The 26,746-nt window shown below is 61.4% G+C and carries 24 protein-coding genes and 2 pseudogenes; 7 read left to right on the forward strand and 19 right to left on the reverse strand.

Annotated elements, in window-relative coordinates:
• Window positions 1-643: 643 nt before the first annotated feature.
• Window positions 644-978: pseudogene (locus CFB49_RS32670) on the forward strand (helix-turn-helix domain-containing protein); the annotation flags it as partial.
• Here CFB49_RS32670 and CFB49_RS36565 read toward each other — a convergent pair.
• Both CFB49_RS36565 and CFB49_RS32675 read right to left on the reverse strand, forming a co-directional pair.
• Complete coding sequence (locus CFB49_RS36565) at window positions 903-1,112, reverse strand: hypothetical protein (RefSeq protein ID WP_179234975.1); 210 nt, start codon at window positions 1,110-1,112, stop codon at window positions 903-905. The pseudogene CFB49_RS32670 and the gene CFB49_RS36565 sit on opposite strands and share 76 nt — an antisense overlap.
• A gap of 53 nt (window positions 1,113-1,165) precedes the next feature.
• The gene (locus tag CFB49_RS32675; RefSeq protein WP_084044419.1) at window positions 1,166-2,224 is read right to left on the reverse strand and encodes a porin; all 1,059 of its coding nucleotides are present in this window, start codon (window positions 2,222-2,224) and stop codon (window positions 1,166-1,168) included.
• A 453-nt stretch (window positions 2,225-2,677) separates the two neighbouring features.
• On the opposite strand from CFB49_RS32675, the gene CFB49_RS32680 reads away from it, so the two are divergent.
• On the forward strand, window positions 2,678-3,415 hold the full coding sequence (locus CFB49_RS32680; protein WP_039350043.1) for a helix-turn-helix transcriptional regulator: 738 nt from the start codon (window positions 2,678-2,680) through the stop codon (window positions 3,413-3,415).
• Window positions 3,416-3,478: 63 nt separating this feature from the next.
• Here CFB49_RS32680 and CFB49_RS32685 read toward each other — a convergent pair whose 3' ends face one another.
• The 14 genes from CFB49_RS32685 to mdlC all read right to left on the reverse strand — a co-directional run bounded on the left by CFB49_RS32685 (window position 3,479) and on the right by mdlC (window position 20,429).
• The gene (locus CFB49_RS32685) at window positions 3,479-4,186 is read right to left on the reverse strand and encodes an ABC transporter ATP-binding protein (RefSeq protein ID WP_256979938.1); all 708 of its coding nucleotides are present in this window, start codon (window positions 4,184-4,186) and stop codon (window positions 3,479-3,481) included.
• Window positions 4,183-5,958, reverse strand: a complete 1,776-nt coding sequence (locus tag CFB49_RS32690; protein WP_089493441.1) for a branched-chain amino acid ABC transporter ATP-binding protein/permease — start codon at window positions 5,956-5,958, stop codon at window positions 4,183-4,185. The genes CFB49_RS32685 and CFB49_RS32690 overlap by 4 nt, the downstream gene beginning before the upstream one ends.
• Window positions 5,936-6,781 (reverse strand): branched-chain amino acid ABC transporter permease, encoded by an 846-nt coding sequence (locus CFB49_RS32695; RefSeq protein ID WP_089437823.1) that lies wholly within the window; start codon window positions 6,779-6,781, stop codon window positions 5,936-5,938. Before CFB49_RS32695 ends, CFB49_RS32690 begins: the two co-directional genes overlap by 23 nt.
• A 4-nt stretch (window positions 6,782-6,785) precedes the next feature.
• Entirely contained in the window at window positions 6,786-7,970 is a 1,185-nt protein-coding gene (locus CFB49_RS32700; protein WP_089493442.1) for a substrate-binding domain-containing protein, read from the reverse strand.
• A 36-nt stretch (window positions 7,971-8,006) separates the two neighbouring features.
• The gene (gene iaaH / locus CFB49_RS32705; RefSeq protein WP_089493443.1) at window positions 8,007-9,428 is read right to left on the reverse strand and encodes an indoleacetamide hydrolase; all 1,422 of its coding nucleotides are present in this window, start codon (window positions 9,426-9,428) and stop codon (window positions 8,007-8,009) included.
• Window positions 9,429-9,541: 113 nt separating this feature from the next.
• Entirely contained in the window at window positions 9,542-10,774 is a 1,233-nt protein-coding gene (locus CFB49_RS32710; protein ID WP_212195542.1) for an MFS transporter, read from the reverse strand.
• Between the two features lie 149 nt (window positions 10,775-10,923).
• Window positions 10,924-11,976: a carbon-nitrogen hydrolase family protein gene (locus CFB49_RS32715; protein WP_089493444.1), complete on the reverse strand. Its 1,053-nt coding sequence runs from the start codon at window positions 11,974-11,976 to the stop codon at window positions 10,924-10,926.
• Window positions 11,977-12,127: 151 nt separating this feature from the next.
• Window positions 12,128-13,087 carry a helix-turn-helix domain-containing protein gene (locus CFB49_RS32720; protein ID WP_089493445.1) on the reverse strand — a complete coding sequence of 320 codons (960 nt, stop codon included), beginning with the start codon at window positions 13,085-13,087 and terminating at the stop codon, window positions 12,128-12,130.
• An 83-nt stretch (window positions 13,088-13,170) separates the two neighbouring features.
• On the reverse strand, window positions 13,171-14,316 hold the full coding sequence (locus CFB49_RS32725) for an alpha-hydroxy-acid oxidizing protein (protein WP_084044420.1): 1,146 nt from the start codon (window positions 14,314-14,316) through the stop codon (window positions 13,171-13,173).
• A 119-nt stretch (window positions 14,317-14,435) separates the two neighbouring features.
• Window positions 14,436-15,608: a 4-hydroxybenzoate 3-monooxygenase gene (locus CFB49_RS32730; RefSeq protein ID WP_069620457.1), complete on the reverse strand. Its 1,173-nt coding sequence runs from the start codon at window positions 15,606-15,608 to the stop codon at window positions 14,436-14,438.
• Between the two features lie 114 nt (window positions 15,609-15,722).
• Window positions 15,723-17,069: an MFS transporter gene (locus CFB49_RS32735; protein WP_089493446.1), complete on the reverse strand. Its 1,347-nt coding sequence runs from the start codon at window positions 17,067-17,069 to the stop codon at window positions 15,723-15,725.
• Entirely contained in the window at window positions 17,066-17,191 is a 126-nt protein-coding gene (locus CFB49_RS37015; protein ID WP_256122085.1) for a hypothetical protein, read from the reverse strand. The genes CFB49_RS32735 and CFB49_RS37015 overlap by 4 nt, the downstream gene beginning before the upstream one ends.
• A 141-nt stretch (window positions 17,192-17,332) precedes the next feature.
• Window positions 17,333-18,784 carry an aldehyde dehydrogenase gene (locus CFB49_RS32740; protein WP_089493447.1) on the reverse strand — a complete coding sequence of 484 codons (1,452 nt, stop codon included), beginning with the start codon at window positions 18,782-18,784 and terminating at the stop codon, window positions 17,333-17,335.
• 55 nt (window positions 18,785-18,839) lie between these two features.
• Window positions 18,840-20,429, reverse strand: coding sequence for a benzoylformate decarboxylase (gene mdlC, locus CFB49_RS32745; protein ID WP_089437831.1), 1,590 nt, complete (start codon window positions 20,427-20,429; stop codon window positions 18,840-18,842).
• Window positions 20,430-20,740: 311 nt separating this feature from the next.
• On the opposite strand from mdlC, the gene CFB49_RS32750 reads away from it, so the two are divergent.
• On the forward strand, window positions 20,741-21,670 hold the full coding sequence (locus tag CFB49_RS32750; protein ID WP_023474656.1) for a LysR family transcriptional regulator: 930 nt from the start codon (window positions 20,741-20,743) through the stop codon (window positions 21,668-21,670).
• Between the two features lie 248 nt (window positions 21,671-21,918).
• On the opposite strand, the pseudogene CFB49_RS32755 reads toward CFB49_RS32750, so the two are convergent.
• Window positions 21,919-22,218: pseudogene (locus CFB49_RS32755) on the reverse strand (Tn3 family transposase); the annotation flags it as partial.
• Window positions 22,219-22,565: 347 nt separating this feature from the next.
• On the reverse strand, window positions 22,566-22,970 hold the full coding sequence (locus CFB49_RS32760; RefSeq protein ID WP_089493448.1) for a winged helix-turn-helix transcriptional regulator: 405 nt from the start codon (window positions 22,968-22,970) through the stop codon (window positions 22,566-22,568).
• A gap of 90 nt (window positions 22,971-23,060) precedes the next feature.
• Here CFB49_RS32760 and CFB49_RS32765 point away from each other — a divergent pair, with 90 nt between their 5' ends.
• The 3 genes from CFB49_RS32765 (at window position 23,061) to CFB49_RS32775 (ending at window position 25,032) form a co-directional block, all read left to right on the forward strand.
• Entirely contained in the window at window positions 23,061-23,654 is a 594-nt protein-coding gene (locus CFB49_RS32765; protein ID WP_084044421.1) for an FMN-dependent NADH-azoreductase, read from the forward strand.
• Between the two features lie 381 nt (window positions 23,655-24,035).
• Complete coding sequence (locus CFB49_RS32770; RefSeq protein WP_069620463.1) at window positions 24,036-24,518, forward strand: LysR substrate-binding domain-containing protein; 483 nt, start codon at window positions 24,036-24,038, stop codon at window positions 24,516-24,518.
• Window positions 24,519-24,717: 199 nt separating this feature from the next.
• On the forward strand, window positions 24,718-25,032 hold the full coding sequence (locus tag CFB49_RS32775; protein ID WP_027806289.1) for a hypothetical protein: 315 nt from the start codon (window positions 24,718-24,720) through the stop codon (window positions 25,030-25,032).
• Between the two features lie 373 nt (window positions 25,033-25,405).
• Here the strand turns inward: CFB49_RS32775 and CFB49_RS32785 are convergent, their stop codons facing one another.
• A complete protein-coding gene (locus CFB49_RS32785; protein ID WP_249190448.1) occupies window positions 25,406-25,777 on the reverse strand; it encodes a winged helix-turn-helix transcriptional regulator in 372 nt (123 codons plus the stop codon).
• A gap of 104 nt (window positions 25,778-25,881) precedes the next feature.
• Between CFB49_RS32785 and CFB49_RS32790 the strand changes: the two genes are divergently transcribed.
• Complete coding sequence (locus CFB49_RS32790; RefSeq protein ID WP_089493738.1) at window positions 25,882-26,736, forward strand: SDR family oxidoreductase; 855 nt, start codon at window positions 25,882-25,884, stop codon at window positions 26,734-26,736.
• The last annotated feature ends 10 nt before the right edge of the window (window positions 26,737-26,746 follow it).

Below are 26,746 nucleotides of genomic sequence, written 5' to 3' on the forward strand. Positions count from 1 at the left end.
ACAAGACATGTCGCGAACAGCAGGGGGATGCTAGGAGGTGATTTTTATAATTACAAGATATTTTCTTTGTTATTAATTTTTCATATCGTTGCCGTTAATCAAGTCGGGATTTGGTGAGGAATTTGAAATGATCGTGTCGATGGCGATAACGGGGCGATGTCTCTACGGCGTGTCACCGCGACGCTGTGCGGCTTTATCGTCGTGGCAGGATTGTAAGGAGTGCGGGCGATGAGATCTCGAGTTAAGTGGATGGTCGAGATCATTTTTTATTGAATATTGATTTATATTGTTGATGATCCGCGTGCCGTAAAATCAATTTTTTATGCTTTTGATATCTTCTGGTTGTGACGTGGAGTCATTAAATGTCGATGGGCGTCGGCGAGCGAGGATCGCATGACAACTACGAGAGGTGATTCGGGGGATCTTGCTGATCGCTCACGGCGATGTTCGAGCCTTGGCGGACCGTAGGGCCGCAGACTGCGTGCGGACGGTACTTATGTCGATGCAAATTGACATAATGCGTGTTATCAATCAAATGGGTGTGGCAGCCATATCCTAATGTCGTGTTCTGGCTATTTACAGATGTCGTGTTTTTGACTGCTGGCATGCTGGACGGCTCGTTGAGCAAGCGCGGGAGCCGACCATGCAGCCAGCCGGATTGGTGACACTGACGATGCGAGAGCTTGATCGACTCAAGGTGATCCAGGCCGTGGTGGATATGGGTTTGAAGCCCGGGCGTGCAGCCGAACGGCTGGGCCTGAGCGTGCGCCAGGTAGAACGGCTGGTCGCCCGGTATCGGGCTGCTGGCCCGGCCGGACTGGCTTCGCGCAAGCGTGGCGTCCCGGTAATCGGCGGCTGGACGCTGATCTGGCCGATCGGGCACTGTCGATCATCCGTGATCGCTACGCCGATTTCGGGCCGACGCTGGCCTGCGAGAAGCTGTATGAGTGCCACACGTCCTGGCGCGCCATCGAGACCAACCATACCTTCACTTTGAAGGGGTATATCGGGCTGTCCGGCAAGGTGGCGCGGGGAATCTTGAATATCCCGACCAGCCCGACCGCTGCCTTGGGCGTATCGGTGCGGGCACCGAGTTCGATCAGCCGCCACACGACATCCCAGTCGGCGCCCCACGCTGTTCGCCATCGTTCTCGGCCCGCAACCGTCAGAACTTGTGCCGAATGCCGATCCGCGCTGCGGTCTGAAAACTCGTGCTGGACGGCGATCCGAGCGCAGCCTCGATTTGAGCGCCGTGTGCATGATCGTGCGCGAGCGCGCCAACGAAATAAACGTCCGTTCGCTTGGAAATGAAGTAATCCGCACCGATGGTTATCTGATTCGCGCTGCCAACTCCGTTGTTACGCTGTTGAAACTGGAACCCTGCTCCGAGCGAAATATCGGGCCTGACAAAGTATGTCATGCCGCCGTCATAGGTCAGCGCCCGAGCCTGGGTCCCGCTGCTCAGCTGGACATCGGTCACCACGCCGAATATCTGGGCTTTCCCCAGGCTGTAAGTTGCGCCACCGGCGTACTCGGTCAAATTCGCGGAAGTCGTCGCGTTATGCTGCTTGAAATACGACAGCGATGCGGCAAGCCCGCCTTGGCTGTAGTTCAGCAGAAAATTCATCGAACTGTTGGTGCCCAACGAGCCGGCGACATTGCCGAAACCATACATGGCGCCGACACTGAAACCCGAAATCGTGGGCGACAGATACTTCACCGAGTTATTGATGTTGTCGCCCCACAGTCGGTTATCGAGCGTATACCCGCCAGCCGCATACGCCGGGATTCCCCAGCCCAAAATACCCGCCGCCGTGTTGCCCGCAATCGAGTATGCCGGGAAAATATCACCGATGAAGTCGTATTGCCGCCCGAGCGTCAGCGTGCCGAAGCGCCCGTCAAGGCCGACAAAGGCTGCGCGATTGAACAACAGCCCGCTCTGCGCCAACGCGCCGTTGGAAAGTTGAAAACCGCTTTCGAGCGTGAAGATCGCCTTAAGCCCGCCACCCAGATCCTCTTTACCCGTCAGCCCCCAACGATCTCCCTGCGAGGACCCAGACGTAAACTGCACGAGCGCACCATGTCCCGTGCTCGATTTCGCATTGTTCGTGTACGTGATGCCGGCATCCACCAGCCCGTACAGCGTCACTGACGACTGCGCATGTGCCACGCCACACCCAACCGCGGCGCACACCACCATGCTTCGCTTGATGACCGTATTCATATCGCTTTCCTAATTTTATGGCGTAGTTTTCGTTGACGAAATGACTGAGGAAAACGTCCCGCCGGAAATGCGTCGGAATCGTTTGGTCAATGGGCAGGCGTCTCCGGGTAATTCTCCAGCTCGCCTCTACAACGAACAGGCTCAGCACGTCCGCTTCCCACTGTGCGTCTACTCTATGAGCCGCGTTTTTTGAGCCCCATCGTTAGAAATGTCGACAGGGACATTCCGGACTGAGCCTGCGCTCACGAAATTCAGGCCCCGCGCGAGCGTCCCATCCGATCCGCAATAGGCAGTGCACCTGACTGCGGCATGAATACAACGGACGGACAGAGGCAGCAAAGTTCGTTGCTGATCAGGATTTTTTGCGCTGCTATGCTTGGTGTGTAATGCGAACCAGTCTTTCAAGGCTGTCACGCATGCTGTCTCCTGATTCTTCCCACCGATGAGGCACCCTTGAAGCCACAAGTTCACGATCTCACGCTCGACGAACTCCGACTTTTCGGCGACATCATCGGACGGCTCGAAGAGCTCGGACCGATCGTGGATGTCAGGCGCGTCGTTTTGTCAGACTTGACCCGGCTGCTGCGATCCGATTTCTGCGTCTCCTACAACTGGGATGCCGAAAAAGGAACCTATGTCGACCCGATTGCGGTCAACGTCGATTCGGATCACGTGCGTCGTTATACGAGCTGGTACCAGCACAATGACCCGATGACGGCGCAACTCTGCAAGCTGCGCAGGGCCACGTTGGTGGAGGAAGTGATGGACCGGCCTGCACTGGAGAAAAGCGAGTTCTACAACGAGTTTCTCGCGCAGGACGGTTTGCATCACGGGATCAACGTGTTTGTCTTCGACGGCGAACGCCAGCTCAGCGATCTGAGAATCTGGCGAACGAGGAATCGGCCTGAGTTCGAGATGCGCGACAAACTCGTGCTCGATGCGATCGAACCGTTCCTTTGCCGCGCGATCAAACGTCGGGCAGGCAGCGCAACGGGACTCACGGACCGTGAGAGCGAGATCGCGCAGCTGGTCGCAAAGGGTTGTACCGATCAGGATATCGGCCGTCTTCTCTGCATCAGCCTGTCGACCGTGCGCACCCATTTGCGGCGGATCATGGACAAGAAGGGATTCTCCAACCGCGCGGAGCTTGCTGCCTGCGTCGCCGCGGCCGTCACGACCGCGCCGTCGTGACGATTGAACGGTGCGGTCGACGGCCACGTACGCACGATGAGACGAATCGCCCGATACGGGAGACTAGACTGCCAACACCGCTTCGAGCCGGTCGCGAGACATATCGATCGAGTCGCCCGACAGCACGACCTCTCCATGATCCAGACCGATGAAATGGTCGGCGATCGACGTGAGAAACGTCAGATTCTGTTCGACGACCACGAACGCCGCTCCGTCCGCGATTCGAGACCGGATGACCGACGCCATCAGCTCCAGATTCTCCTGCTGAACACCTTCCGACGGCTCGTCGATCAGCGTGAGAGGCGAACGCTCTGCGATGACCCTGGCGAAGGAAAGTAACTTTTTTTCACCACCGCTCAACTTCCCGGCCGGTTGGAACAAGCGTTCCTTCAGCCGCGGGAAAATCCGGAAGAGATCGTCGTATGCGTCCAGGCTTCGGGTCTTGAATCCGAGTGTCAGGTTGTCCGCGACGCTCAAATTGTCGAAGACGACCCGCTCCTGCGGCGCATAGCTCATCCCCAAACGTCGCCGTTGATGCGACGGCACTTTGCCCACTTCGCTGCCGTTGACGGTGACCGTACCGGACGCGGGCTGGATGACGCCGGCCAAAGCGCGCATGAGCGTCGACTTGCCCACGCCGTTGCGGCCGAATACGCCCAGTACGCTACCTGCGGCCACCTCGCCGCTGATCCCCTTGAGCACCATCGTGTCGCCGTAGCCCGCGACGATCGACGAAAACCTCAGCATGGCTTCTCCCAGGCGCTCGCTCACTTTCTTCCTCCCGAGTAGACGGCCTTGACGTCTTCCGACATCTTGACCTGTGCCAAAGATCCGACCGCGAGGCTTCTGCCTTGATGCAGGACCACCACGTTGTCGGCGATCTTTTCGAGTGCGCTCATGTCGTGCTCGATCACGATGGCCGACGCGTCCAGTTCGCTTACGGTCGACGTGATCGCGTCCATCATGTGACGGGTTTCGTGCGCCGAGAGACCGGCGCACGGTTCGTCGAGCAGCAAAAGACGCGGCTCGGTGATCGCCACCATCGCGAACTCCAGCATCTGGCGCATCCCTTGAGAAAGATCCCCCGCACGAACGGCCATATTCGATTCGAGAAATCCGAATTTTTCGAGTGTGCGAACGCGTTGAAGCGAATTCCAATGCAGCGGCGCCGCGGCCACCATCTCTCGAGGACGGATCCGGTTCGCCCACAGCGCGATCTGAAGATTCTCGTTGACGGACAACTGCGCAAAAACCGACGGAATCTGGAACTTGCGGCCGACGCCCAGTCGGGCGACCTGCCACGCCGGCGAGGACGAAATCTCGGCCCCGCGAAAGTGGATTTCACCGGAACGAACCGGCAAGCGGCCCGTCATTGCGTTGAACGTCGACGTCTTCCCGGCGCCGTTGGGACCAATGAAACAATTGACGCCCCCTGCTCCCACCTCGAGATCAAGCCCGTTGAGGATGTTGACGCCGCCCTGGCTGACTTCCACCTTCCTGAAACTGAGCAGCGTGGATTGAGCCGGTCGCAGGTCGATCGTCGCGATGTCGTGCGCATCGATCCGTTTCTCCGGAATGGGGCTCGCGACGCGCAGACCGGCCATGCGCGCAAGCGCGGCCGCCGCGCCGGCCAGGCCATCGGGAAATAGCCGCACCACACCGATGAAAATCAGCGCGACCAGCACTTCCCAATAGGTGAACAGGTCACGCCACGTCGCGGCGAGCAGTCCGATCACGACGGCGCCGAGTTGCGCGCCCAATGGACTGCGCTTTCCGCCGACGGCCGCCCAGATGACGAACTGCGCCGACAATGCCACGCCGACCGCCTGCGGACCGACCAGACCCTCGTGCGGCGCATACAGGGCGCCGCCCAAACCCGCGATCGCGCCCGAGAGGCCGAAAGCGGCCGCCTTCAGCTTGTGCGTCGCAAATCCAAAAAACTGGAGGCGATCTTCATTCTCCGAAATCGCTGCCCAGAGCGTCCCGATCGGTCTGCGGTTCAGCCAAGTGATCAGTGCCGTGACCCCGACCGCAGCCGCTGCGATCACGTAATACAGATTTCCATACCGGTCGGTCATCGGCAGATCGGGGATATCGGTGAGCCCGTTGAAACCGCCGGTCACGCTGCTCCATTGATTGGCCAGCAGAAACCCCAACATGCACAACGCGAGAGTAATCAACGAAAAAAACGGCCCGCTGTCGATCCGGCGCGAAAAGACGATGAATCCGATCGCATAGGCCAGCGCCGCCGGCGCCGCTATGGCAAGCGGAAGCAGAATGATCTGCCATTCGCCGCCGGCCGCGCCCGCGGAGCGCAATACAAACGCGCTGACATACGCGCCCAGCCCGAAGAACAGGCTTTGGCCGAGCGGCAAGAAACCCGAATTCCCCCAGCACAAGGCAACGCTTTGCGTCGCCATTCCATACAGCAACAGCAGCCCGATCTGGTTTGCGCTGTAGTCGCCGGCCCACAGCGGCAAGCTCAGAAGAATCGCCGCCGTGGCAACCTGGAGGGCCGTTTCAACGGCGCGAGACGAGGCCATTTGGGCGACTCCACAAGAAATAGATGGACAGGATCAGAACAGCCGTATAACCCGACGTCTGATCGATGAAACTCGACACCGCGACCTGCGTTCCGCCGATGACGAACGTGCCTACCGCGAGACCGAGCAAGCTGCCCAGGCCACCGACGACGAGCACGAAAAACGAATTGAGCAGATAGTCGAGGCCCATGTACGGCTCGACCCGCACGATCGGTGCGAGCAGCACCCCCGCCAGTCCGGCCAGCACCACACCCGTGATGAAAGTGCCGCTGGCCAGTCGCGTCGTGTTGATGCCGGCCGCCTTCGCAAGAAGGGGATTCGCGACCATGCCTCGGATCCGCGCGCCCGTCTGGCTGCGGCTGTACCATGCCGCGAGCCCGGCGAATGCGAGGCCCACCGCGAACATCATCGCGAGCCGGAATGCCGGATACGGCGTGCCCAAGACATCGATCGATGCGCCATCCACACCGGCCACGTCCTGGTAACCCTTTCCGAACAATGCGACCACGCCTTCGCGCAGCAGGATCGAAACGCCCCAGGTTGCGAGCAAGGTATCGAATGGCCGCTGATACAAAGGACGCACCAGCAGGCGTTCGACGATCCATCCGACGGCGGCGCATACGACGATCGCCAAAGGTATGGCAAGCAAGGCAGGTAACCCGAGACGCTGCACGACGACAACCGAGTACGCGCCGAGCATGATGAACTCGCCATGCGCCATGTTCAGCACGCCCAGCAGGCCGAACACGATGGCCAGGCCTATCGTCGTGAGCGCGAGGGCCGCACACGCGTACCCGAGATTGAGAAGATAGGAAAGCAGCATGACGTTAACCCGCGCCCGCTCCGCTCGCACAGGTCTCGGCCGAGCCGAGTTGCGAGAACGTCTTGACGATGTCGTAGCGGGCGCCCGATGCCTTAGCGAGGAAGATGTCGGCCGTCACATTGCGGGACTTCATCGTCACCACGCCGCGCGGGCCTTTGTAACTGGCCCCATCGGACGCCTTCGTCAGCTCGCCGATCGACACGGCATTCGCCTTCCTGGCCATCGCGTCATACATCAGGATGCCTTCGTATGTCGACTCGCCAATGCTGCTCAATACCGCCGAAGCGCCGAACTGCTTGTGATAGCGCTCCAGAAACTGCGCGGACGTGGCGGTCGGCGTCGAGAAAAAGCCGGAAGCCGAGTAGAGGTTCCTGGCGTTGGACGCACCGATGCCGATCAACGTGTTTTCCTCGATCATCGTGCCGAAACGGATCATCTTGTCGCTGAGACCGAAGCTCGCAAAACTTCTGTTGAACGTGACGGCCGAGCCGCCCACCAGCGTAATGAACACCGCATCTGCCTTGCTGTCCCGGATCTTGCCGAGTACCGCGTCGAAGTTGTCGACGTCGAACGGCACGTACTCTTCGCCGACCACGGTCGCGCCGGCACCCTGAATCGCCCTCTTCGCCACTTCGTTCGACTTGCGCGGCCAGATGTAGTCGTTGCCGATCAGGAACCAGCGCTTGATCTGGTGTTGGGCGGTCAGCCACGGAATGACCGGCGTCAGTTGCTGCGCGGGCGTCTCGCCGACGAAGAACGTCCCCTTCGCGCAATCGCCCCCCTCGTACATCGGCGTATAGAAGTATGGCACCAGGCCTCGGAACAGACTTTCCAGCGCCGTGCGCACGGCACTGTCGTGCGATCCGACGAAGACCTCCGCCTTGTCGCGCTTCCAGAGGCGGAGCGCCGTCTGCGCCGACTCGGAAGGTGCTGCGCCGGCGTCGCCCACCAGCAACTCGAGCGGGCGCCCCAACACGCCCCCGCGCGCGTTGATCTCCGCGATTGCCATCGCTGCGCTGTTTTTGCAGGCTTGGCCGAAGAATGCGGCCGGCCCGCTCATCGGCGCCATCAGCGCCAACTTCAGCGGCTGATTTGCCGCGCGTACCGATGCCGGCACGAGCCCGCCAACGCCCACCGCGGCACTTGCAGCACCGAGCGCAATACTCTTCAGGACATTTCGACGATTCATTTGCTTGCCTTTCTCGTTAAGCCGTTGCCGGATGGTTCAAACGGGTGCGTCGAGACGCGGGAACGTCGCGGCACACAGGACACGCTCCATTTCCTTGCCGATCTGCAGAATTCGCTGATCCGAATACGGAGCACCGTCCAGCGCCAATCCAACCGGGAGCCCATCCTGGGTCAGACCTGCCGGCACGGTGATACCGGGTACCCCTGCGTTGCTGCCCGGTTCGGTATTTCGTGTGTATGCGGCAAAGACATCGAGCGCTTCGGACCCGACCACCACCGTTTCAGCGCCGATGCTGCAGGCCGGAATCAGGACTGTGGGAAACAGCAGTGCGTCTGCGTCCACTTCGCGAAGACACGCCACGTACGACGTGCGCGACTGCTCTCGCGCGAGAAGCGCTTCGGCGTATTCGGTCGCGGAAATCGCACCGCCCCCGAGGATGTGGCCGACGATTCGGGCCACATCCGGGCTCTCGATGCGGGCGACGATCTCCGGGAACGTCACGGCTACGCCGCCTGCTTCCAGATAGCGCGCCACGGCACCGGCAAATTCGAAGAAAGGGATGGTGGCGTTCTTCTTCGCACGGAAAAACGGATAACGTCGCAGGTCCACGTCGACCAGTTCGAAGTCGGCTTCCTCGAGCTGCTGCAGCGCACGTTCGAGTACCGGCCGGGCATCGGGCGACAGCCCCTCCCACATCGTCGAGTACGGGACTGCCAGGCGAAAGTCACGTTCGCCGTCGATCACGGGAAGCGCTGAATCACTTCCCGACAGGATCTCGTCCAGCAGTATCACGTCGGAGACGGTGCGGGCAATCGGGCCGACCGTGTCACGCGTGGGCGATATCGGTACGACGCCCCCGGACGGATAGCGTCCATGCGTAGGACGAAAGCCGACCAGTCCGCACAGCGCCGCCGGTATCCGTACCGATCCGCCCGTGTCGGTGCCGAGCGCCGCCGGCACCGCACCGCTCGCCACCAGCACGGCAGACCCACCGCTGCTTCCACCGGGAATTCTGGACGGGTCATACGGATTCCGGGCCGGGCCAAAACATCCGTTGTCGTTGGTGCAGCCGAAAGCGAGTTCGTGCATGTTGGCTTTGCCGGCTGCCAGCGCACCGGCCTCGATCACGCGTGCCACGACCGGCGCGTTCGCTCGCGGTACGGCGTGGCGGAGCGCTGCCGTTCCAGCGGCTGTCGGCATGCCCGCACAGTCGATGTTGTCCTTGATGGCCAACGGAATGCCGGCAAGTGACATCCGGCCAGTTCGGGCTGCGAGCGCTTCATCGTGCGCCCGCGCTGCTTGCAACAGCGCCTCGGCGTTGAAATACACGAACCCGTTCAGCGACTCGGTTTTGGCCTGTTGATCGACCAGCGCCTGAACGTATTCCAGGCAGGAAATCTCGCGTCTATCGATCGCGCCTTTTGCGTCGACGACTGAAAGCTGCGGCAGGGTTGGCATCTACGTCTCTCGTGCATGTCGGTCTTCGTAGATTGCGCGCCGGCTTTTTTGTCGCGCATCGTCAGAAATGACGACTCAGCCAACCCTGCCAGCGTCGCCTCATCGCCGGACGTTCAGGCCGCGTCGATGTTCGAGACGGCATGCTTCGACGTCGCGGCGGGCACCGTTTCGTCGAGAAACATCCCGACGAACGCGCTCACCAACGACACACACCCGACGATCAGCATCGGATAACCCAGGCCGAACGTGTCGGCGAGCCCGCCTGCCACCACCGGCATCAGGACCCCGCCAATGAGTTCACTGACAGCGGTTGGAACGCCCACGGCGGAGCCGGTCAGCGTCGACGGTACGGATTCGCAAGGAATCACGGCAAGAAAGAGCGGCGCGATCCCGAAGCCACAAATCCCGGCAGCAAAGAGGTTGGCGAACATCACGATCGGGGAAGCGTGACAAAGCACGAACGCCAACATCAGGAGGCCATAGCAGGTCGCGGAGACGACGAGCACGATACGGCGCCCGAGCCGATCCGATATCGCCGGAACGGCGATCATCCCGATGAACCCGCCGAAACCCCATCCGGAGATGATCAGGCCGACCGTACCGAGGCTGAGGCCCACCACTTTGGTCAGATAGAGCGCGACGAACGTCGAGAACACGAACAGGCCCGTCTGGAACAGCGATCCGATGACCGTGGTCAACCAGATGTTCTTGTATCTCAGCACGGCCAACGGGCCACCCGATGCGGATCGGACCTGCTTGTCGCGACCGGCCTCCGTCTTGCGCATGGTCTTGCCGATCAGGAACGTCAGCAAAAGCCCCGGGATGCCGAGCACGAAAAACACCCACTCCCAGTGCATGTGCATCACGAGCTGGGTAGCGATGATCGGCCCGAGGCCGATACCCAGAAGCGGGAAAAACGACTGATGAATGCCCAGATTCAGGCCGCGCCGGCTCGGCGTCGATATTTCGTCGATGGTCGCAACGCTGGCGCTGAACACGCCACCCTCGCCCACGCCAAGGAGGCCTCGCACGAGCAGCATGCTGTGGAACGACTTGGCGACGCCGGTAAAGGAGGTCATCACCGAAAAGAAGATTGACGACCCAAGAAGGATCTTGCGACGCCCATGGCGGTCGGACAGACTTCCGAGCACCCAAGTCGAAATGGCCCAGGTCAGCGCGAGAACCGACGCGATGGCGCCGGCCTGCGTGTTGTTCAGCTTGAGCTCCGGCAGAAGAACCGGGAACAGGTACACGATGACCAGACGGTCGAGACCGACGATGCCGAACAGCACCGCAAGCAAGACGACCATCTTCCATTCGTAGCTTCTATTTTCTTTGTAGTTCATATCGATATCCTAACTATATCGTCTTGACTGGATGGTCATCGCTTCGAAGAATAGCCATCCCACCTTAATCGGCATCAAGCCCACACGGCAGCGGCACGAAGTCTCCAACCGGCTCGCCATCGCATGACATGGCGAGTCCGGCGGTCCCACTACCGATCTCCGCCACTTCTCGCTGGCTCGGACGGGCAGCTGTTGTCCGATGCAGTCTGATCATCGGCAACCTCCTCCCCATGCGCTCTGTCGAAAATCTCGGCGACAGGGGGGCGCGCTCGCCGGTCGATCAGCAACCGCAGAACGTCAGGCCGCGAGTAATGCCCCACCGGATCGAAAACGCACTTCGAAAGCGATTGCATGCCGAGATCGATATCGGCGTAGAGCAGGCCTTCCGCGGTTTCGTCGATCTTGTCGAACAGTTCCGCCCCGTCGGGCCCGTATCCGACGCTATGGCCACCGCCTGCCCGCAACAGCTGACGTTTGTCCTCGGTGTCGCAAAGGCTCTCGACCATTTCCTGGGTCACGACTGTCGAAGGCGCGAGGACGAAGCAACCTCCTTCGACGGCATACGTCCGCGAAACCGCGTTGTTCACCTGGTGGCTCAATGCGCTGGCAAATTCATAGAGCGAGAAGCTTGGCCAGGCCGCAACGTGGACCTGTTCGCCTTGCGCATACATGGCGGCCTTGGTCAAAGGCTGCACGTGTTCGGCACAACAAAGCCCGCCGAGCTTTCCCAACGGACTGTCGATTACGGTCAGGCCGCTGCCCTCCCCGTCACCGAAGACCGTCCGCTCGAGGTGGGTAGGCTTGAGTTTCTGTCGTTTCAGGAGGGTTTCTCCGTCGGGGCAGATGATCCATTGGGAGATATACAACGAATGGCCCTTGCGCTCCGAGAGTCCCATCACCACCGTGATGCGGTTTTTTCTCGCCGCGTCCCTCAGTGCATCGGCTTCCGGACTGTCGTAGCTCAGCGAGTTGTCGAAATATCGCTGAACATAGCCTTTGCTCATATACCAGGCCGGTGTACCCAGCCAGATGTAGAACGGGTAGCCCGGCAGCCACACTTCAGGGAATGCGATCAGGGCGGCGCCGGCCTGCGCCGCCTCTTCAATCAGGCGTATGGACTTTTCGATTCCGGCTTGAAGATCAAGGAACGCCGGGGCGGCTTGCACGACAGCCGCCTTATATTGGGGATGGTTGAGAGCCAAGATACTCCTCCACGACTCGCGGGACGGGACGCCCGCAACGTTGTAGAGGAAGTGTCCGGGGCCAATATGGCGGACGCTTGACTCTGACAGAACAGGATTTTTACTTATGCTGCCAGCCGGTGGGATCGCCGCGCAGCCCGCTCAGGGCGATTCAAATAGCGCTGCGGTGCTTCGCACGGTAGTCGCGCGCGGACATGCCGAAGTGACGTCGAAACGTGCGACTGAAATGCGATGCATTATTGAAACCCCATGCCATCGCAATATCGGTAATCGAGCGGTTTGCGTACGCACGTTGCCGAAGCCACTCGCCGCACCCGTTGAGTCGGGCCGTACAGATGGTCTCGCCGATCGACTCCCCGACCTCGGCGAACAGCCGGTAGAGGTAACGGCTGGACACCCCCAGTTCATCGGCGATCCGTTCGGGTCCCAGTTCCGGTTCGTGAATCCGGTCCTTGATCAACGCACGTGCCCGAAGCAGATGCATCTCTTTCACGTTGGATCTGGGCAGCGGAACCGTGTTGAAATAATCCGCCAACGCCAGCGCGACCAGGTTGGCGGACACATCGCCAAGCCTCTCGCAAGCGGTCATCGCGCCTTTGTCTGACGAAAGCACTCGGTGCAGCGACGCGATATGGTCCGCGGCGATACGGCGTATCCCGGTGGCCGCAGGAATACGCACCGCGGTGTGCTGCCGGCCGCACGGCACCAGTTTCTCCAGCGCCTGGCGGGGAAAGCGGATCGTGTAGTGTTGTCCGGAAAAATGCCAGACGAAATGGCGCGATGAGTCGAACAGCACCATGTCTGTAGGGTCGACGAACGCGGTGCGGGCATCCTGCTCGAGTGCACCTCGCCCCTCGATCTGTATCGACACGAGCAGGTAGTCGTCCGCCGTGCGCCGCACGTCGTCCCAGTCATGAGCCGCGACGTGATCGACCGCCGAGATCCGCGACACACACACTCCGCCGGTGTTCACGCTGGAAATCTCGCCACGAAATCCCTGATCGGATTCGGTCCTGAAAACCATGGGGACGCAACTGGCCCGAACCTGATCCGCCCATGCCAAAAGCCGGTCGTCGCGATGGTAATGATCCGTGGTCGTCACTTGATTCATGGCACAAGGTTCCGGCGGCAAATACGCGGGAGTGTTACCCCGAACAATTGCGCATCCAGAATCCGCCGTCAATGCGCAGTTACCTATGATGGCCGCTTCGAAATATAGCTGCGATCGAGCTCGCCCACCGAGCGACAACCGATGAGCGCGAGCGTCCGGTCAGTTTCCCGTTTGATCATGTCGATGACATCGCTCACGCCGGTTTCCCCTCTGGCAGCCAGCCCGTACAAGGTGGCGCGCCCCAGCATCACGGCGTGGGCCCCCAGCGCGACCGCCTTGACGACGTCGGTCCCCGTCCGGATGCCGCTGTCAAGAATGACCGTCGTGCCCGAGGTGCGCTCGACGATATCCGGCAACACGTCGGCCGTCGCGGGCAGGTCGGCGAGTTGCCTGCCGCCGTGGTTCGAAACGATGACGCCGTCCGCGCCGAGCGCGACGCACCGCGCGGCATCGTCGGCCGTCACGATGCCCTTGACGAGGAGTTTGCCCGGCCATTCGTCCCGCAAACGGCGCAGGTCGTCCCAACTGAAGCTCGCATCCATCTGCCGGCGAAGAATCGCCGCCTGGGAGGCGGTGTCCGATGCATCGTCCGTGGCGAAATTCTTCAACTCCGGCATGCCGTTCATCAGATAGGACCAAAGCCAGCGCGGGTGCGACAGTCCGTCGACTGCCGCACGTGCACTTGCCTTGAACGGCATGGCAAAGCCATTGCGAAGATCGCGTCGGCGAAAGCCGTTCACCGCGACATCGGCAGTGAGGATCAAGGTCGAATAGCGAGCCGAACGAGCACGATTGACCAGACTCTTCGCGAGGTTGCGATGAACGACGTACAGCTGAAACCAAAGGTCTCCGTCGGCCCCTTTTGCCACCTCTTCGATGGACATGTTGGAAGCCGTCGATAGCGCAAACGGAATACCGGCCTTGCCCGCTGCGCGCGCAAGTGCGAGGTCGCCCTTCGGCCAGAACGCGCTATTGAGGCCCGTCGGCGCGATCACCAGCGGTAATGGAATCCGCCGCCCTAAAAGCGGCACCGACTGCTCTCGCGTGCTGACATCCGACAGCCGGCGCGGCAACAACTGCAACCTGTCGAACGCCGAACGGTTATGCGTCAATCCCGATTCATCGTCCGCCGCGCCTTCCAGATAGTCGAACACCATGCGCGGCAGCCGCCGTCTGGCTTCGTCACGATAGTCGCTGACGGAGAAAATTCCGGGAAATCCTGTTGTCATGACTGGAGTACTGTCAGAGTAAGTCGTAATGCAAAAAGCACGAGACGCGCTGCACGCCGGTTTCGCGCGTCTCCGTCGATCGTCCGAGCCGGAAGACGACCGAGCAACGGCACCGAAAGCTAAACGACAACGCTGCCGACATAGTTTTCCGCCATGGACCTCGCCGCAGTCTCGGACGTAGTCACATGTTCGAGTTCGGCAACCTGCAACTGCTGTTCAAACGGCGAGGCATCGTCGAGGCGATGCATCATGCGGGTCATCCAGTAGGAGAAATGCTCCGCGCGCCAGATCCGCTTCAGCGCGGACTGACTATACGCAGCGAGTTGCGCTTCATCGCCAGTCCGGTAATACGCGTCCAGTCCACCGCTCAGGATTCGTACGTCGGAGACTGCCAGGTTGAGACCTTTTGCTCCGGTGGGCGGAACGATATGAGCGGCATCACCGGCAAGAAATAGCCGGCCATGCTGCATCGTCGTTGAGACAAAGCTTCTCATGCCGACGATATTCTTCTGAAAAATCTTCCCGTCGACAACGCGCTGACCATCGGCGGAGTCGACGCGTGCGTGCATTTCGGCCCAGATCCGATCGTCGGACCACATATCGACGGAATCTTTCGGGTCGCACTGGAAATACATACGCTGAACCGTCGGCGAACGGGTGCTGACCAATGCAAAGCCACGATCATGACGTGCATAGATCAGTTCGTCGGCGGACGGTGCACCTTCAACCAGAATGCCGAACCAGCCGAAGGGATAGACGCGCTCGAAATCGCGCCGAACGCTCTCGGGAATCGCCGAACGGGACACCCCTTGCGAACCGTCGCATCCGATCACGAAATCACAGTTCAGCGTATGCGATTGCCCTTGATGCATGAACCGTATCGACGGGGCTGACGTGTCGATGTTGTGAATCGAGACATCCGCGACACCAAACAGGATAGAGCCGCCCGCAGCAACGCGAGCCGCCACCAGATCCTTGATGACTTCGTGCTGCGCATAGACGGTGATGGCCCGCCCGGTCAACGCCTTGAGGTCGATGCGCCGCCGCTTTCCGTCGAACGCGAGTTCAAAGCCGTGATGCAACGCACCTTCCGCCTTCATTCGTTCACCGACACCGGACGCTTCAAGCAGGTCCATCGTCCCCTGCTCGAGTACACCCGCCCTGATCGTCGATTCGATCTGCTCGCGTCCGCGGGTTTCGAGCACGACGGACTCGATACCTTTCAGATGCAAAAGATGAGAGAGAAGGAGGCCGGCAGGACCGGCGCCAATAATGCCTACTTGAGTGCGCATGCTATCTCCAACTGAAGGTACTGTCAGACGCTTTCCGTCATTCGGTTGAACATGAGCGACGTCGTTACGTGCTCTGCGCGGAGCTCGTAACATATGTCGCCCTCGACACTAATCTCAGACGCCCTTGATGGGCGGAATATGGCGACGCACGATCATCAGGCAGATAAAGACCATCGCCATCGCTCCACCCAGCATGCCCAGGTACGCAGACGCGCCACCCTGCGTGATCACGAAGGCCCCCGCGAACGCGCTGAGAATCGCGCCGAGCCGCCCAAACGCGAGCGCGGATGCGGTCCCGGTCGCGCGAATCTCAGTGGGATAGACATACGCGCAAAGGGCATACATCGTCGACTGAACCGCGTTGACGAACAGACCGTGCAAACCGATGCCGAACACGAGCAGCGTCGTGTGGGTGGAGACGTCGAGACCGCGCAGAAAAAGCGCGCTCGCGGACGCCATCAGGCAACAGACGAGCAAAGGCCAGCGCGACCCGAACCGACCGATCGCGACTGCACAGCCCATTGCGCCGAGTACGCCGCCGAGGTTGTAGGCGGTAAGCCCCGAACCCGCCACCGAAGGGCTGAGCCCCTCGCCTGCAAGCATCGTCGGCAGCCAGCTGAATGCGCTGTAGACCGCAACCAGGTTCATGAAGAAAGCGACCCAGATTGCAAGCGTGTCTCGGCCCTGATGGTCGGCGAACAGCGCACGAAAGCCTGGACGCTGCCCTGCCTTCTGCTCCTTCTGATCGGCGAACACGGCGTCCGGCTGAATCGAGCGGGACATGCGGGTCAGCAGGTGACGCAGTTCGTTCCAACGTTCGTGACGGCGGGCCAGATAACGTGGCGATTCCGGCATGACGAAATACAGCAGGAACGCCAGCGCGACGGGAAGCGTGCCGCCAATCAGAAAGAGGCCGCGCCAGCCATAATGAGGCAGCACGACGCTCGCGAACAACCCGGCAAGCATGCCCCCCAACGGTACGCAAACGATGGTTGCGGTCACGGCGAGCGTTCGTCGGCGAGCAGGCGTAAATTCCGCCGTCATGGTCGTCGCGCTCGGCAGTGCGCCGCCGATACCCAGTCCTGCGAAGAAACGCAGGATCGCAATGGTCATGACGTCCGGAGATAGCGCGATCGAACTCGTCGCCAGGCCGAATACCAGCACGCTCCCGATGATTGCCCAGCGCCGACCGAACCGGTCCGCGAAAAGCCCGGCGAACGCGCTGCCGATACCCATGCCGACGAGACCGGCGGCAACGGCGGGCGCAAATGCATTGCGCGTGATGCCCCATTCCTTGATCAGGCTGGGAATGGCAAATCCGATGAGTTGCCCATCGAATCCATCCATCACGATCGCGAGCGCGGCGAGCAGGACGACCATTCGCTGGAACGCCGAGAACGGTCCATCATCAAGTGTGCGGCCGATGTCTACGGTCGGCAGACGCGGATTGCGATCGTTCATTTCGCTCCCCCGGCCCGGCGGGCGAAGTCCGAATCGCGGTCCTGCGTAATGCGTTTTCCGACGTGACGGTCGGACTCGAACCAGGTGCGATCGAGCGACGACTCGAAATTGATGACAGGCATTGCAGTCTCCTTAAGCCGATCGCTCGTCGTTCCTGGAGCGAAGGCGTCTCAACGGTATCGGGTTGTTATTGTGTTCGTGCCCACCATCCGGAAGCCGATCGCATCCATGGCGAGAAACACGCGCGCTGACCGCGGCAGCAATCAGAACGGATAGTGACGAGACGTCGTTTGCACGGTGATCCAGCGCAAATCGGTAAATTCCGCGACTCCCGCCTTGCCGCCGAAATGCCCGAAACCACTGGACTTCATCCCGCCAAACGGCATTTGCGCCTCGTCGTGAACCGTCGGGCCATTGACGTGGCAAAGCCCGGACTCGATACGCTTCGCTACCGTCAACGCCCGCGCGACGTCACGGCTGAAGACTGCCGCGGACAGACCATATTCGTTGTCGTTTGCACATGCGATGGCCTCTTCGTCGCCATTGACGCGAACGATCGCCTTGACGGGCCCGAACGACTCCTCCCGGTAGATATGCATGTCCGCCGTCACGTGATCGAGCAATGTGGCCGGCATCAGCGTGGTCTCGGCTTTCCCTCCGCATACCAGCGTCGCGCCTTTCGCCAGCGCGTCGTCGATCAGGTCGTTGCACCGCCTGACGGTCGCCATGTCCACGACGGAGCCCAGCACGGCCGGCCCTTTTCTCGGATCGCCAAGCGGCAGGCTTCGCGCCTTTTCCGCCAGTCGCGCGACGAATTCATCGGCGATCTTCGTGTCGACGACGATGCGTTCGGTCGACATGCAGATCTGGCCGGAATTGGCGAACGCCCCGAATGCCGCGCCTTGAACGGCAGCTTCGATATCGGCATCGTGAAGCACCAGAAACGGCGCCTTTCCGCCGAGTTCGAGTACCGAAGGCTTCAGATATTTCGCGCATTGGGTCGCGACGATGCGGCCGACGCGCGTCGAACCCGTGAAGTTCACCCGTCTGACCGCCGGCTCGGCAATGATCGCTTCGACGATGTCGCCCGCATTCGCCGGCGCGTTCGTGACGAAGTTCACGACGCCGCGCGGCAGTCCGGCGTCCTGCAGCGCCTCGATGATGAGGCCGTGGGTCGCGGGGCAGGTTTCGGAGCCTTTGAGCACGACGGTATTGCCGCACGCGAGCGGCAACGCGATGGCACGCACGCCGAGGATGACGGGCGCGTTCCACGGTGCGATCCCGAGCACGACGCCAGCGGCCTGCCTCACGCCGAGCGCGAGACTGCCCGGCACGTCCGACGGAATCACCTCGCCCGAAATCTGCGTGATCATCGCAGCCGCTTCACGCAGCCCGTCGGCCGCAAGCTTGACGTTGAAATCCGCCCACAGGCGGGATGCGCCCGTTTCGGTTGCCATGGCTAGCGCGAAAGCGTCGCCTTTTTCTTCGAGCGCATCCGCGGCCCGATTCAGTAGCGCGCGTCGTTCGCCGGGGCCCATCGCCGACCATGCGGGAAACGCGGCGGCCGCCGCTTGCACCGCCGCTTGTGCATCGGCGACAGTCGCGGCCGGCGCCGTCGAGGCAACAGTGTCATCGAGCGGGTTGCGGCGCTCGAATGTCGCGCCATCGCGAGCCATCGCACGCTCGCCGTTAATCAACATCGATACCTGGTTCATTACCGTCTCCTGGAATATTCTTGGAAAACCGGCCTGCCGAATCACCAACTCGCGGTCAGGCCACGACAATTTCGACGACGCGTGTTTTTCCGGAAGACAACGCGTCCTCCAGCGCGGGCTTCAGCAACAGCGCGTCGCTCACTCGAACGCCTTCGCATCCCATACTGTTGGCCAGGGAAACGAAATCCAGCCCCGGGAGGTCGGTGCCCTGTACCGGATCCGACGCGGCGAAGCCGAACACGGGCGCGAATTCCTGCAAGGCGGCGTAGCGCGAGTTATTCAGGATCACGAATGTGATCGGAAGATCGAGCTGGACCGCGCTATAGATCGCCTGCGGCGAATACATCGTCGAGCCGTCGCCGATGAGGCCGATCACGCGGCTGCCGGGTTTGGCCAGGGCCACGCCCACCGCGGCGGGCATGCCGTAGCCGAGACCGCCGCTTGCCATCGTGTAGAACGTCTGACTGCGCGTGAACGGCAGATAACGTTGCATGACGGGGCGTGAACTGGGCGCCTCCTCGACCACGATATCCGCTGCGTTGCGGACCTCGGACAGCGTCTGTAACGCATAGGCAACCGACATCACTGCTGCGGGCTCGGCTCGCTCGATGACCTCGCGCGGCGCCGGCAGAGGCCGGCCTTGCGGTGCCGGACGGGCGAGCAGGTCCGCGAGCCCCAGGCGAATGTTCGCCACCACCGACGTGCCGACCGGTGTCCACGCAGCGGTAGCCGGATCGTCGATGAGCTGGTACAACGCCGCGCCGTCGGGCACATGCGGCCCACTGCCTTCGACGTGATACGCGAAAGCCGGCGCCCCGACGGCGAAGACCAGGTCATGTCCGTCCAGAATCCGAACGATTTTTTCGCGCATCGCGGGCAGGAATCCGGCGAAAAGACGATGATCTTCAGGGAAGCTGCAGCGTGACGACATCGGCGCAACATAAACCCGTGCGTTATGACGCTCGGCCAGCTGGATTGCCTCGCTCCAGGCATCGGCACGATCGAGTTCCGCGCCGACGACGATGGCCGGCCGTTTGCAATTGTCCAGCGCATCGCCGATCTCCGCGATCCGTACTGGATCGGGACGGAACCGGGTACTGACCCGCGTCACCTCGACGAAGTCGGCCTGCTGGTCCCAATCGTCGACCGGAATGGAAACGAACACCGGGCCGCGCGGCTCCTGCATCGCCACGTGGTAAGCACGGGCGAGCGCCAGCGGAACATCCGCGGCACGCGCCGGTTCAATGCTCCACTTCACATAGGGCCGTGGCAGCTCAGTTGCTTGCGAGGCCGACAAAAACGGATCGAACGGCAGGATCGAACGGGCCTGCTGGCCGGCCGTGATGATCAGCGGCGTCCGGTTCTTGAAGGCCGTGAAGATGTTGCCCATCGCGTTGCCGACACCGGCCGCCGAATGCAGATTAACAAGGGCGGCATTGCCGGTCGCTTGAGCATACCCGTCCGCCATACCGACCACGACCGCCTCCTGCAACCCGAGCACGTACCGGAAGTCCTCCGGGAAATCGCGGAACATCGGTAGCTCGGTCGAGCCGGGATTGGCAAACACCGACGTCAATTCGAGGCGCCGCATCAAGTCCACGACGGCATCGCGAACGGTCGGCTGCCCACTTGTGTTTCGTTGCATCTCGAATCCTCTGCGGTTCGCCACTCAGGCTGGCGGTGACTGGATGAGCCGCAGTATGGGATTCAATGCCTTGTTTGAAAATTGCAAAATATGATAAAAGTCATTACATTTGGGCATGCTCGATCAGCTTGCCGGATGCCCCCATTTCGCTCCGAAGCCTTGCTGGCCAAGGTTTTCCGGCGTCATCACGGGCTCGGTGGCAGCCGCATTGAGCGGGCACGGCGATTCCGTTCAGGGAAGACACCTAGCCAGCGCTGGCGAGCCGGGATCGCCTTCGCTCCCTTCACCCCTTTCAATCCTGGTTCGTCACGATGAGTTTCAATCTGCAGCAGTTGATGATGTTCACCACGATCGTCTCCGCGGGTAGCCTGGGACGAGCCGCGACCATACTGAACATGACGCAGCCGGCGCTGAGCAGATCGATCAAGCGGCTCGAGGAATCCGTCGGGGCGCCGCTTTTCGAGCGCCACACCAAAGGGATGCAACTGACCGCGCTCGGCGAAGCATTGATGCCGCATGCGATGTCGCTGCAAAGGGAGGCTGAACAGGCGCGCGAGGAATTGGACGCGATGCGGGGCCTGGCGAAGGGGGTGATCAAGGTTGGCGCGGTGGGCAGCATAGCGAGCCTCGTCTTACCGATGGCCATCGCATGTGTGCTCGAGAAATGGCCCAATCTGCGCGTCGAGGTGATCGAAGGCGTGTGGGATCGTCTCGTCGAGGGCTTGCTCGCTTATGAAATCGACCTGGCGCTATGCACATCGGGAGTGGAAACCGAGGATGTCGCTGCGCTCTCCGATTGTTCATGGACCGACAGGAGTTTCGTGGTCGCGGCACCCGATCATCCGCTGCGCGCGAAGCGCGGTCTTCGACTCGATGACACATTGACACAACGGTGGGCACTCACGCCCAAGGGAACCGGACCTTATGCCCACATGCAGGAAACCTTCAAGGCCCGCGGTCTGCCGATGCCGGCCATCGCGGTCGAGACCCGTTCGGTCACCGTGCTCAAAAGCCTCGTAGCACGATGTGGCTTTGTCTCCTGGATGGCCGAACCCATGTACGACACTGAAAGCAAAGCCGGCGTCATCGACGCCCTGGATATCGAAGGCCTGGATGCGCAACGCACTCTGACGGCGTTCCGGCGCAGGCGAGGCACGCTACCCACGCCCGCCGTCAAACTGCTGGACGAACTTCGTCATCTGACAGGATCTTTGCGCAAAGAAGGGCAACGCCTGTCTTAATAGCCTTGAATCACGCATGTCGACAATCCGATCCACGTGTTCAGGGAACATCCGAAATGACTGGGAACATAGTCCTGACTATCCCGACTTTAATTTCTTGTTCCGCGTTTTCGACGATCGGCCCGGAAAGCGCCGGCTTGGCAACCAGATAGCAACCATTTGAATGAAAACCAATATTTATTGGTAGTCCGCGAGGCCGCATACAACCGAGTTCGCCCTAACCGGAAAATTGCGTGGAAATCAAAGTCACGCCAGTCGTTGACCGTTGCCTGCATGCGCTGCGTGTTCCACGCGATCACGAGGTTCGTCAGCAACGTCAACGACCCCGAGATCGCGACCATTTCATCTCGGCGTCGGCCGCGCTCGGGGGCCACACGACCAGTGTAAATCGCACGCTGAAGCTGGTGGACCGACTCGCCGCGATTCAGCAGCGTATGCAGTTCCCGGCGGAACGCTGCGTTACTGAAGTAGTCGCACAAGAAAAGCGTGCGCAGCAACTTGCCGAGCTGATCGGCGGCCCGATACACCGGGTCACCCTGTGCAGCACTGCAACCCGGCACGAAGAAACCCCGCCGGTTCACGGTGGCTGACATGGAAACAGCGATTCTGGAAGTTGCGTCAAAAGCAGAAACTGAGCGGCGGTCTGCGAAGGCCCGCGGGTGAACGTCAGCGCCCTGCTGCTTCAGACTCGGCGCTTCAACGTTCAATGATGGAAAGGCCGATGAAACATGCGACATCTGAATTTAGCTGGCGCTACGACATCTGAATCCGGGTATGACAACGGGGCCCGATTAATATTGAAATTCGTTCGTTATGCGCGCCGGCGCCAAACAGTTGACGAACCCAGGCACCATCAGCGCTTCGAACGATGCGAGCCGTCGTCTCCCGCAGAACGTCAGGCCGGCTCTGAACCACCTCGTTCGCTGCGAGCCTGTTTGCCCTGATCATAGCGTGCCCGGTTGTTCTCGATCTCTTCGAGATGCTCGCCCGCCCACGCACCGAGTGCGCGAACCGGCACCGCCAGGGATTGTCCGAGCGGCGTCAGCGCATATTCGACTTGCGGGGGCACCGTCGGGTAGACCGTGCGGCTGACCATGCCGTCACGCTCGAGTGCCCTCAGGGTACGCGTAAGCATCTGCTGTGAGATGCCGCCGACTGTCCGTTTGATCTCGTTGAAGCGGCGTGGCCGCTCGACCAGCACTCTGACGATCATCACTGTCCATTTGTCGCCGACGATTGCGAGCACCTTGCCGACCTGATGGCATTGGGTGCTGACGCCCGGTGAGGCAGGCATATCCATCTGACCTGGTCCTAAAAATATGCGTTCTTGGCGGATTGCCTCTAGTTACATAGCATAGTGCCGGTCACAAATCCATACCGGAGGCATCCAGTGAAACTGCTTCATCTCGATTCCAGCATCATGGGCGCAAACTCGGCGAGCCGCGTGCTCTCTGCCGCCATCGTCGAGCGGATCGTCGCAACCAACGACGCCGTGAATGTCACCTATCGCGATCTTGCCAGCGAGACGCTCCCGCATCTCTCCTTCGACGCGTTCATGACGCTCGACGCCGGCAAGGACGTGCAGCAGTTCCTCGAAACCGACGTCGTCGTGATCGGGGCCGGCTTCTACAATTTTTCGGTTCCCACCCAGCTCAAGGCCTGGATCGATCATATCGTCGTGCGCGGCAAGACCTTCGCGCGCGGTGAGAGCGGACCTATCGGTCTCGCCCAGGGCAAGCGCGTGATCGTCGCGCTGGCGCGCGGCAATGTTTACAGCGAGGGCTCCCCGTATCAGGCGTTCGAACATGCCGAGACCCTGCTTCGCTCGGTGTTCACGTTCATGGGTGTCCAAGATATCGAGTTCATCGTCGCGGAAGGGCTCGGACGCAGCGAGGAGGTGCGCCGCGCCTCGATTGCGAGCGCACTCGAAAAAGCGCGCGAGGTCTCTCCGAACGCTGCGGCTCCGGCTACGCCGGGCGCTTGAGCGCACGGGCGCGGATACACGGCATGCCCGGTTTTCGCGCCGCAAGACAACGATGGGATCGGCGTGCCATTCCGCGCCCCTGGTTTCGGCCGCACTTCGCTCCACTGACCGCAATGTCGTCGGCGTACGCTCGGACACATTGCGCGAGGCTGTGGCATCCATGCCTTCGCTCCTGGCGGGAAACATGCCCACCGGCCCTGCGCGAAGGACTTCTCGCGCCATGACGGAGGAATCGCTGCTTCGATTGCTCGAACGAAACGCCTGACACCGGATCCCCTGCCCGCGTCCCGGAGTCAGGCGCCCGTCCGGATCAGCCTTCACGATTCCTGCGCACTCGATTCCGCTGATCTCGGCCGCTTCGGGCCATGTGCCCTCGCGCATGTGGGTATCGGCGCGATTCACGCCGACAAAGCCGATCCTCGGCTCGAGTACATCGACTTGTGCGTGGTGAAACTCGTCCCTGTTGTAGCGCCGGGATTTCTTCATTTGCCCATCTCGGACGAGATCACGCCTGAGCAGATGCGTGGCTACGTCCAATGCGTGATACGAGACACGGCGCGTCACATCGATCGGCCGAACTACTACCTCATCGAGGGAGCGCGGACCTGCGCGGTGGGCGATCAGTTGATGAAGAAGGAGATCATCATGCAGGGCGCGGCCTGGGGCCATCCCCACGATTATCCGATCGAACAGGAGTTGCGGGACGGACGCCTTCCGTCGATTGGCGGACGGCATCTGCAAGGAGGGCGGGTCGAAATCACGGCAGCGCGCCGGCGCGATTTACCGCACGGGCCGATCGCAGATCTGCTTTGGAAACACATCAGGGAGGCGGCTGCGGACTTCAGAATTGATAGACAGGCGTGAATCGGAGAGACGGAGCGAACCTGTCCGAACCTTTGTGAGCGACGCATAAACTGACGGCCAAGGCGCCGCGTTTATGCTGCTGACAGTTGCAACACCCGGCGTATTTCCCGCAGCGACCGGGCCCATCGCACAATATGGCCGATTTTCGGCAGGCCCTCGCGTAGCGTTAGAATAGCGCCCCTTCTCATGGGAGACGACAATGTCCTGGTTCGTTTATGAAGTGCCCGAATACCACGAAGACGCCGCGCGCATCGAACCCTTCAGCGAGCTGCGTAGCCGTGTGCTGAAAGCCGGCGGCCCGGCCATGGCAGACGACCTGGAAAGCGTTCGCGAAAACGCCGCGGCGACGGCGGACACGCCGGAGCGGCCGCTGCGTACCCCGGAAAATCCGCAGGTCTTTCCGATTCCTTACGCCGACTCCATGATCCTCGTCGGGTTCATCTTCGATCTGAAACGCGAATTCCGGCAACTGGTCGTGTCACCCGTGGAAATGCCCTGGCTGAAAGACGCGTAAAGCGTTGCGCCGGCGTGGTGTCGCACCCGGCGATCCATTTCTCGGGATTCGTGTCAACGTACGCTTTCGTACGCCGCGCTTTATCGGCGCGCCGTTCATCGTCGCGGGGGCGGACATGATCGCCACGGTGCTCCAGGCCGTCGGGCGGCGCTTCGCGGAGCTCGTGAACGCCAAGCTGCTGCCGCTGCCCTTCCCCGCGCCCACATACGAACTTTACTGCACTGGCATCCGCGCTTTCATCACGAGCCGGCCAACCGCTGGATCCGCGACGCGATGAGCGAACTCGTCAAAGGGCCGATGCAGCATGAGCCGTTGCCGAATACGAAGCGCGGGCGTTCGACGGCGGCACGGTAGCCCGCACGGTGGCGAATGGCTAGCGCGCCCGGTCGCGCAGCAGCAGGCGCGACCCGACCTCCACGATCGACGTAATCGCCGGCAGCAGTTCCTGGCCCAGCGACGTCAACTCGTATTCCACGGACGGCGGCGACGTCGGCAACACGCTTCGCCGGATCACGCCCCGCTCCTCGAGATCACGCAGCCTGCCGGTCAGCACCTTCGCGGTGATGGTCGGGTTGTCGCGCCGCAACTCCGAAAACCGACGCGGGCCATTGCTCAGGCACCAGATCAGTTCGGGCGTCCACAGACCGCCGATCAACGCCATGCATTTCGACATCGGGCAGCCGGGAAGCGGCTCCACCTTCTTTCGCATTCTCAAACCCATCGTCGTCCCGGGGATGGTTTCCATTTGGTTACTTGAAAATGATGGTAACTGATGGATAGATGGTTTCCAACGGAAACCTTCATCCCTACACTTGGAGCCTCACCTATCGATACACGGAGAGCATGAACATGTATGCAATAACGGGAGCATCCGGGCAGCTCGGGCGCCTTGTGATCGACGCATTGCTTGAAACCGTGCCGGCCAACCGGATCGTCGCGGCGGTCAGGAATCCGGCGAAGGCACGCGACCTTGAAGCGCGCGGCGTGGTGGTGCGCGAGGCCGATTACAAGCGGCCTGAAACGCTCGCCACCGCGTTCGTCGGTGTCGACAAACTCCTGCTGATCTCATCGACGGAAGTCGCCGGCCGCCTGCCACTGCACCGCGCGGTGATCGACGCGGCCCGGCGGGCTGAAGTCTCGTTGCTCGCCTATACGAGCATGCTGCACGCCGACACGTCGCCCGTCCGACTCGCGATCGAGCATCGGCAGACGGAAGAAGCCATCGCGGCCTCGGGCCTCCCCGCCGTCATCCTGCGCAATGGCTGGTACACCGAGAACCATCTGATGGCCCTTCCCGCTGCGCTCGAGCATGGCGCGTTCGTCGGGGCCGCGAAGGACGGGCGCTTCTCTGCCGCCGCGCGGAAGGACTATGCGGCGGCGGCGGCCGTGGTATTGACGACGGACGGCCACGCAGGAAAAACCTATGAACTGGCGGCAAACGATGCGTACACGCTGGCGCAACTGGCTGCCGAGGTTTCGCGGCAGTCCGGCAAGACCGTCGTCTACAACGATCTTGCGCAGGACGCTTATGCAGACGTGTTGACGAGCGCCGGGTTGCCGCCCGAGTTTGCCAGCGTCCTGGCCGATGCCGACGTGGCCGCCTCGCGCGGTGCGCTGTTCGACGACGGCGGCGCCCTCGCGCGACTGATCGGTCGGCCCACGACGCCGTTGGCGAGCGTCGTCGCGACTGCGTTGCGCGATTAGGGCGAACAAG

It is taken from the genome of Burkholderia sp. AU17457, assembly GCF_002223255.1.
Taxonomy (GTDB): domain Bacteria; phylum Pseudomonadota; class Gammaproteobacteria; order Burkholderiales; family Burkholderiaceae; genus Burkholderia; species Burkholderia sola.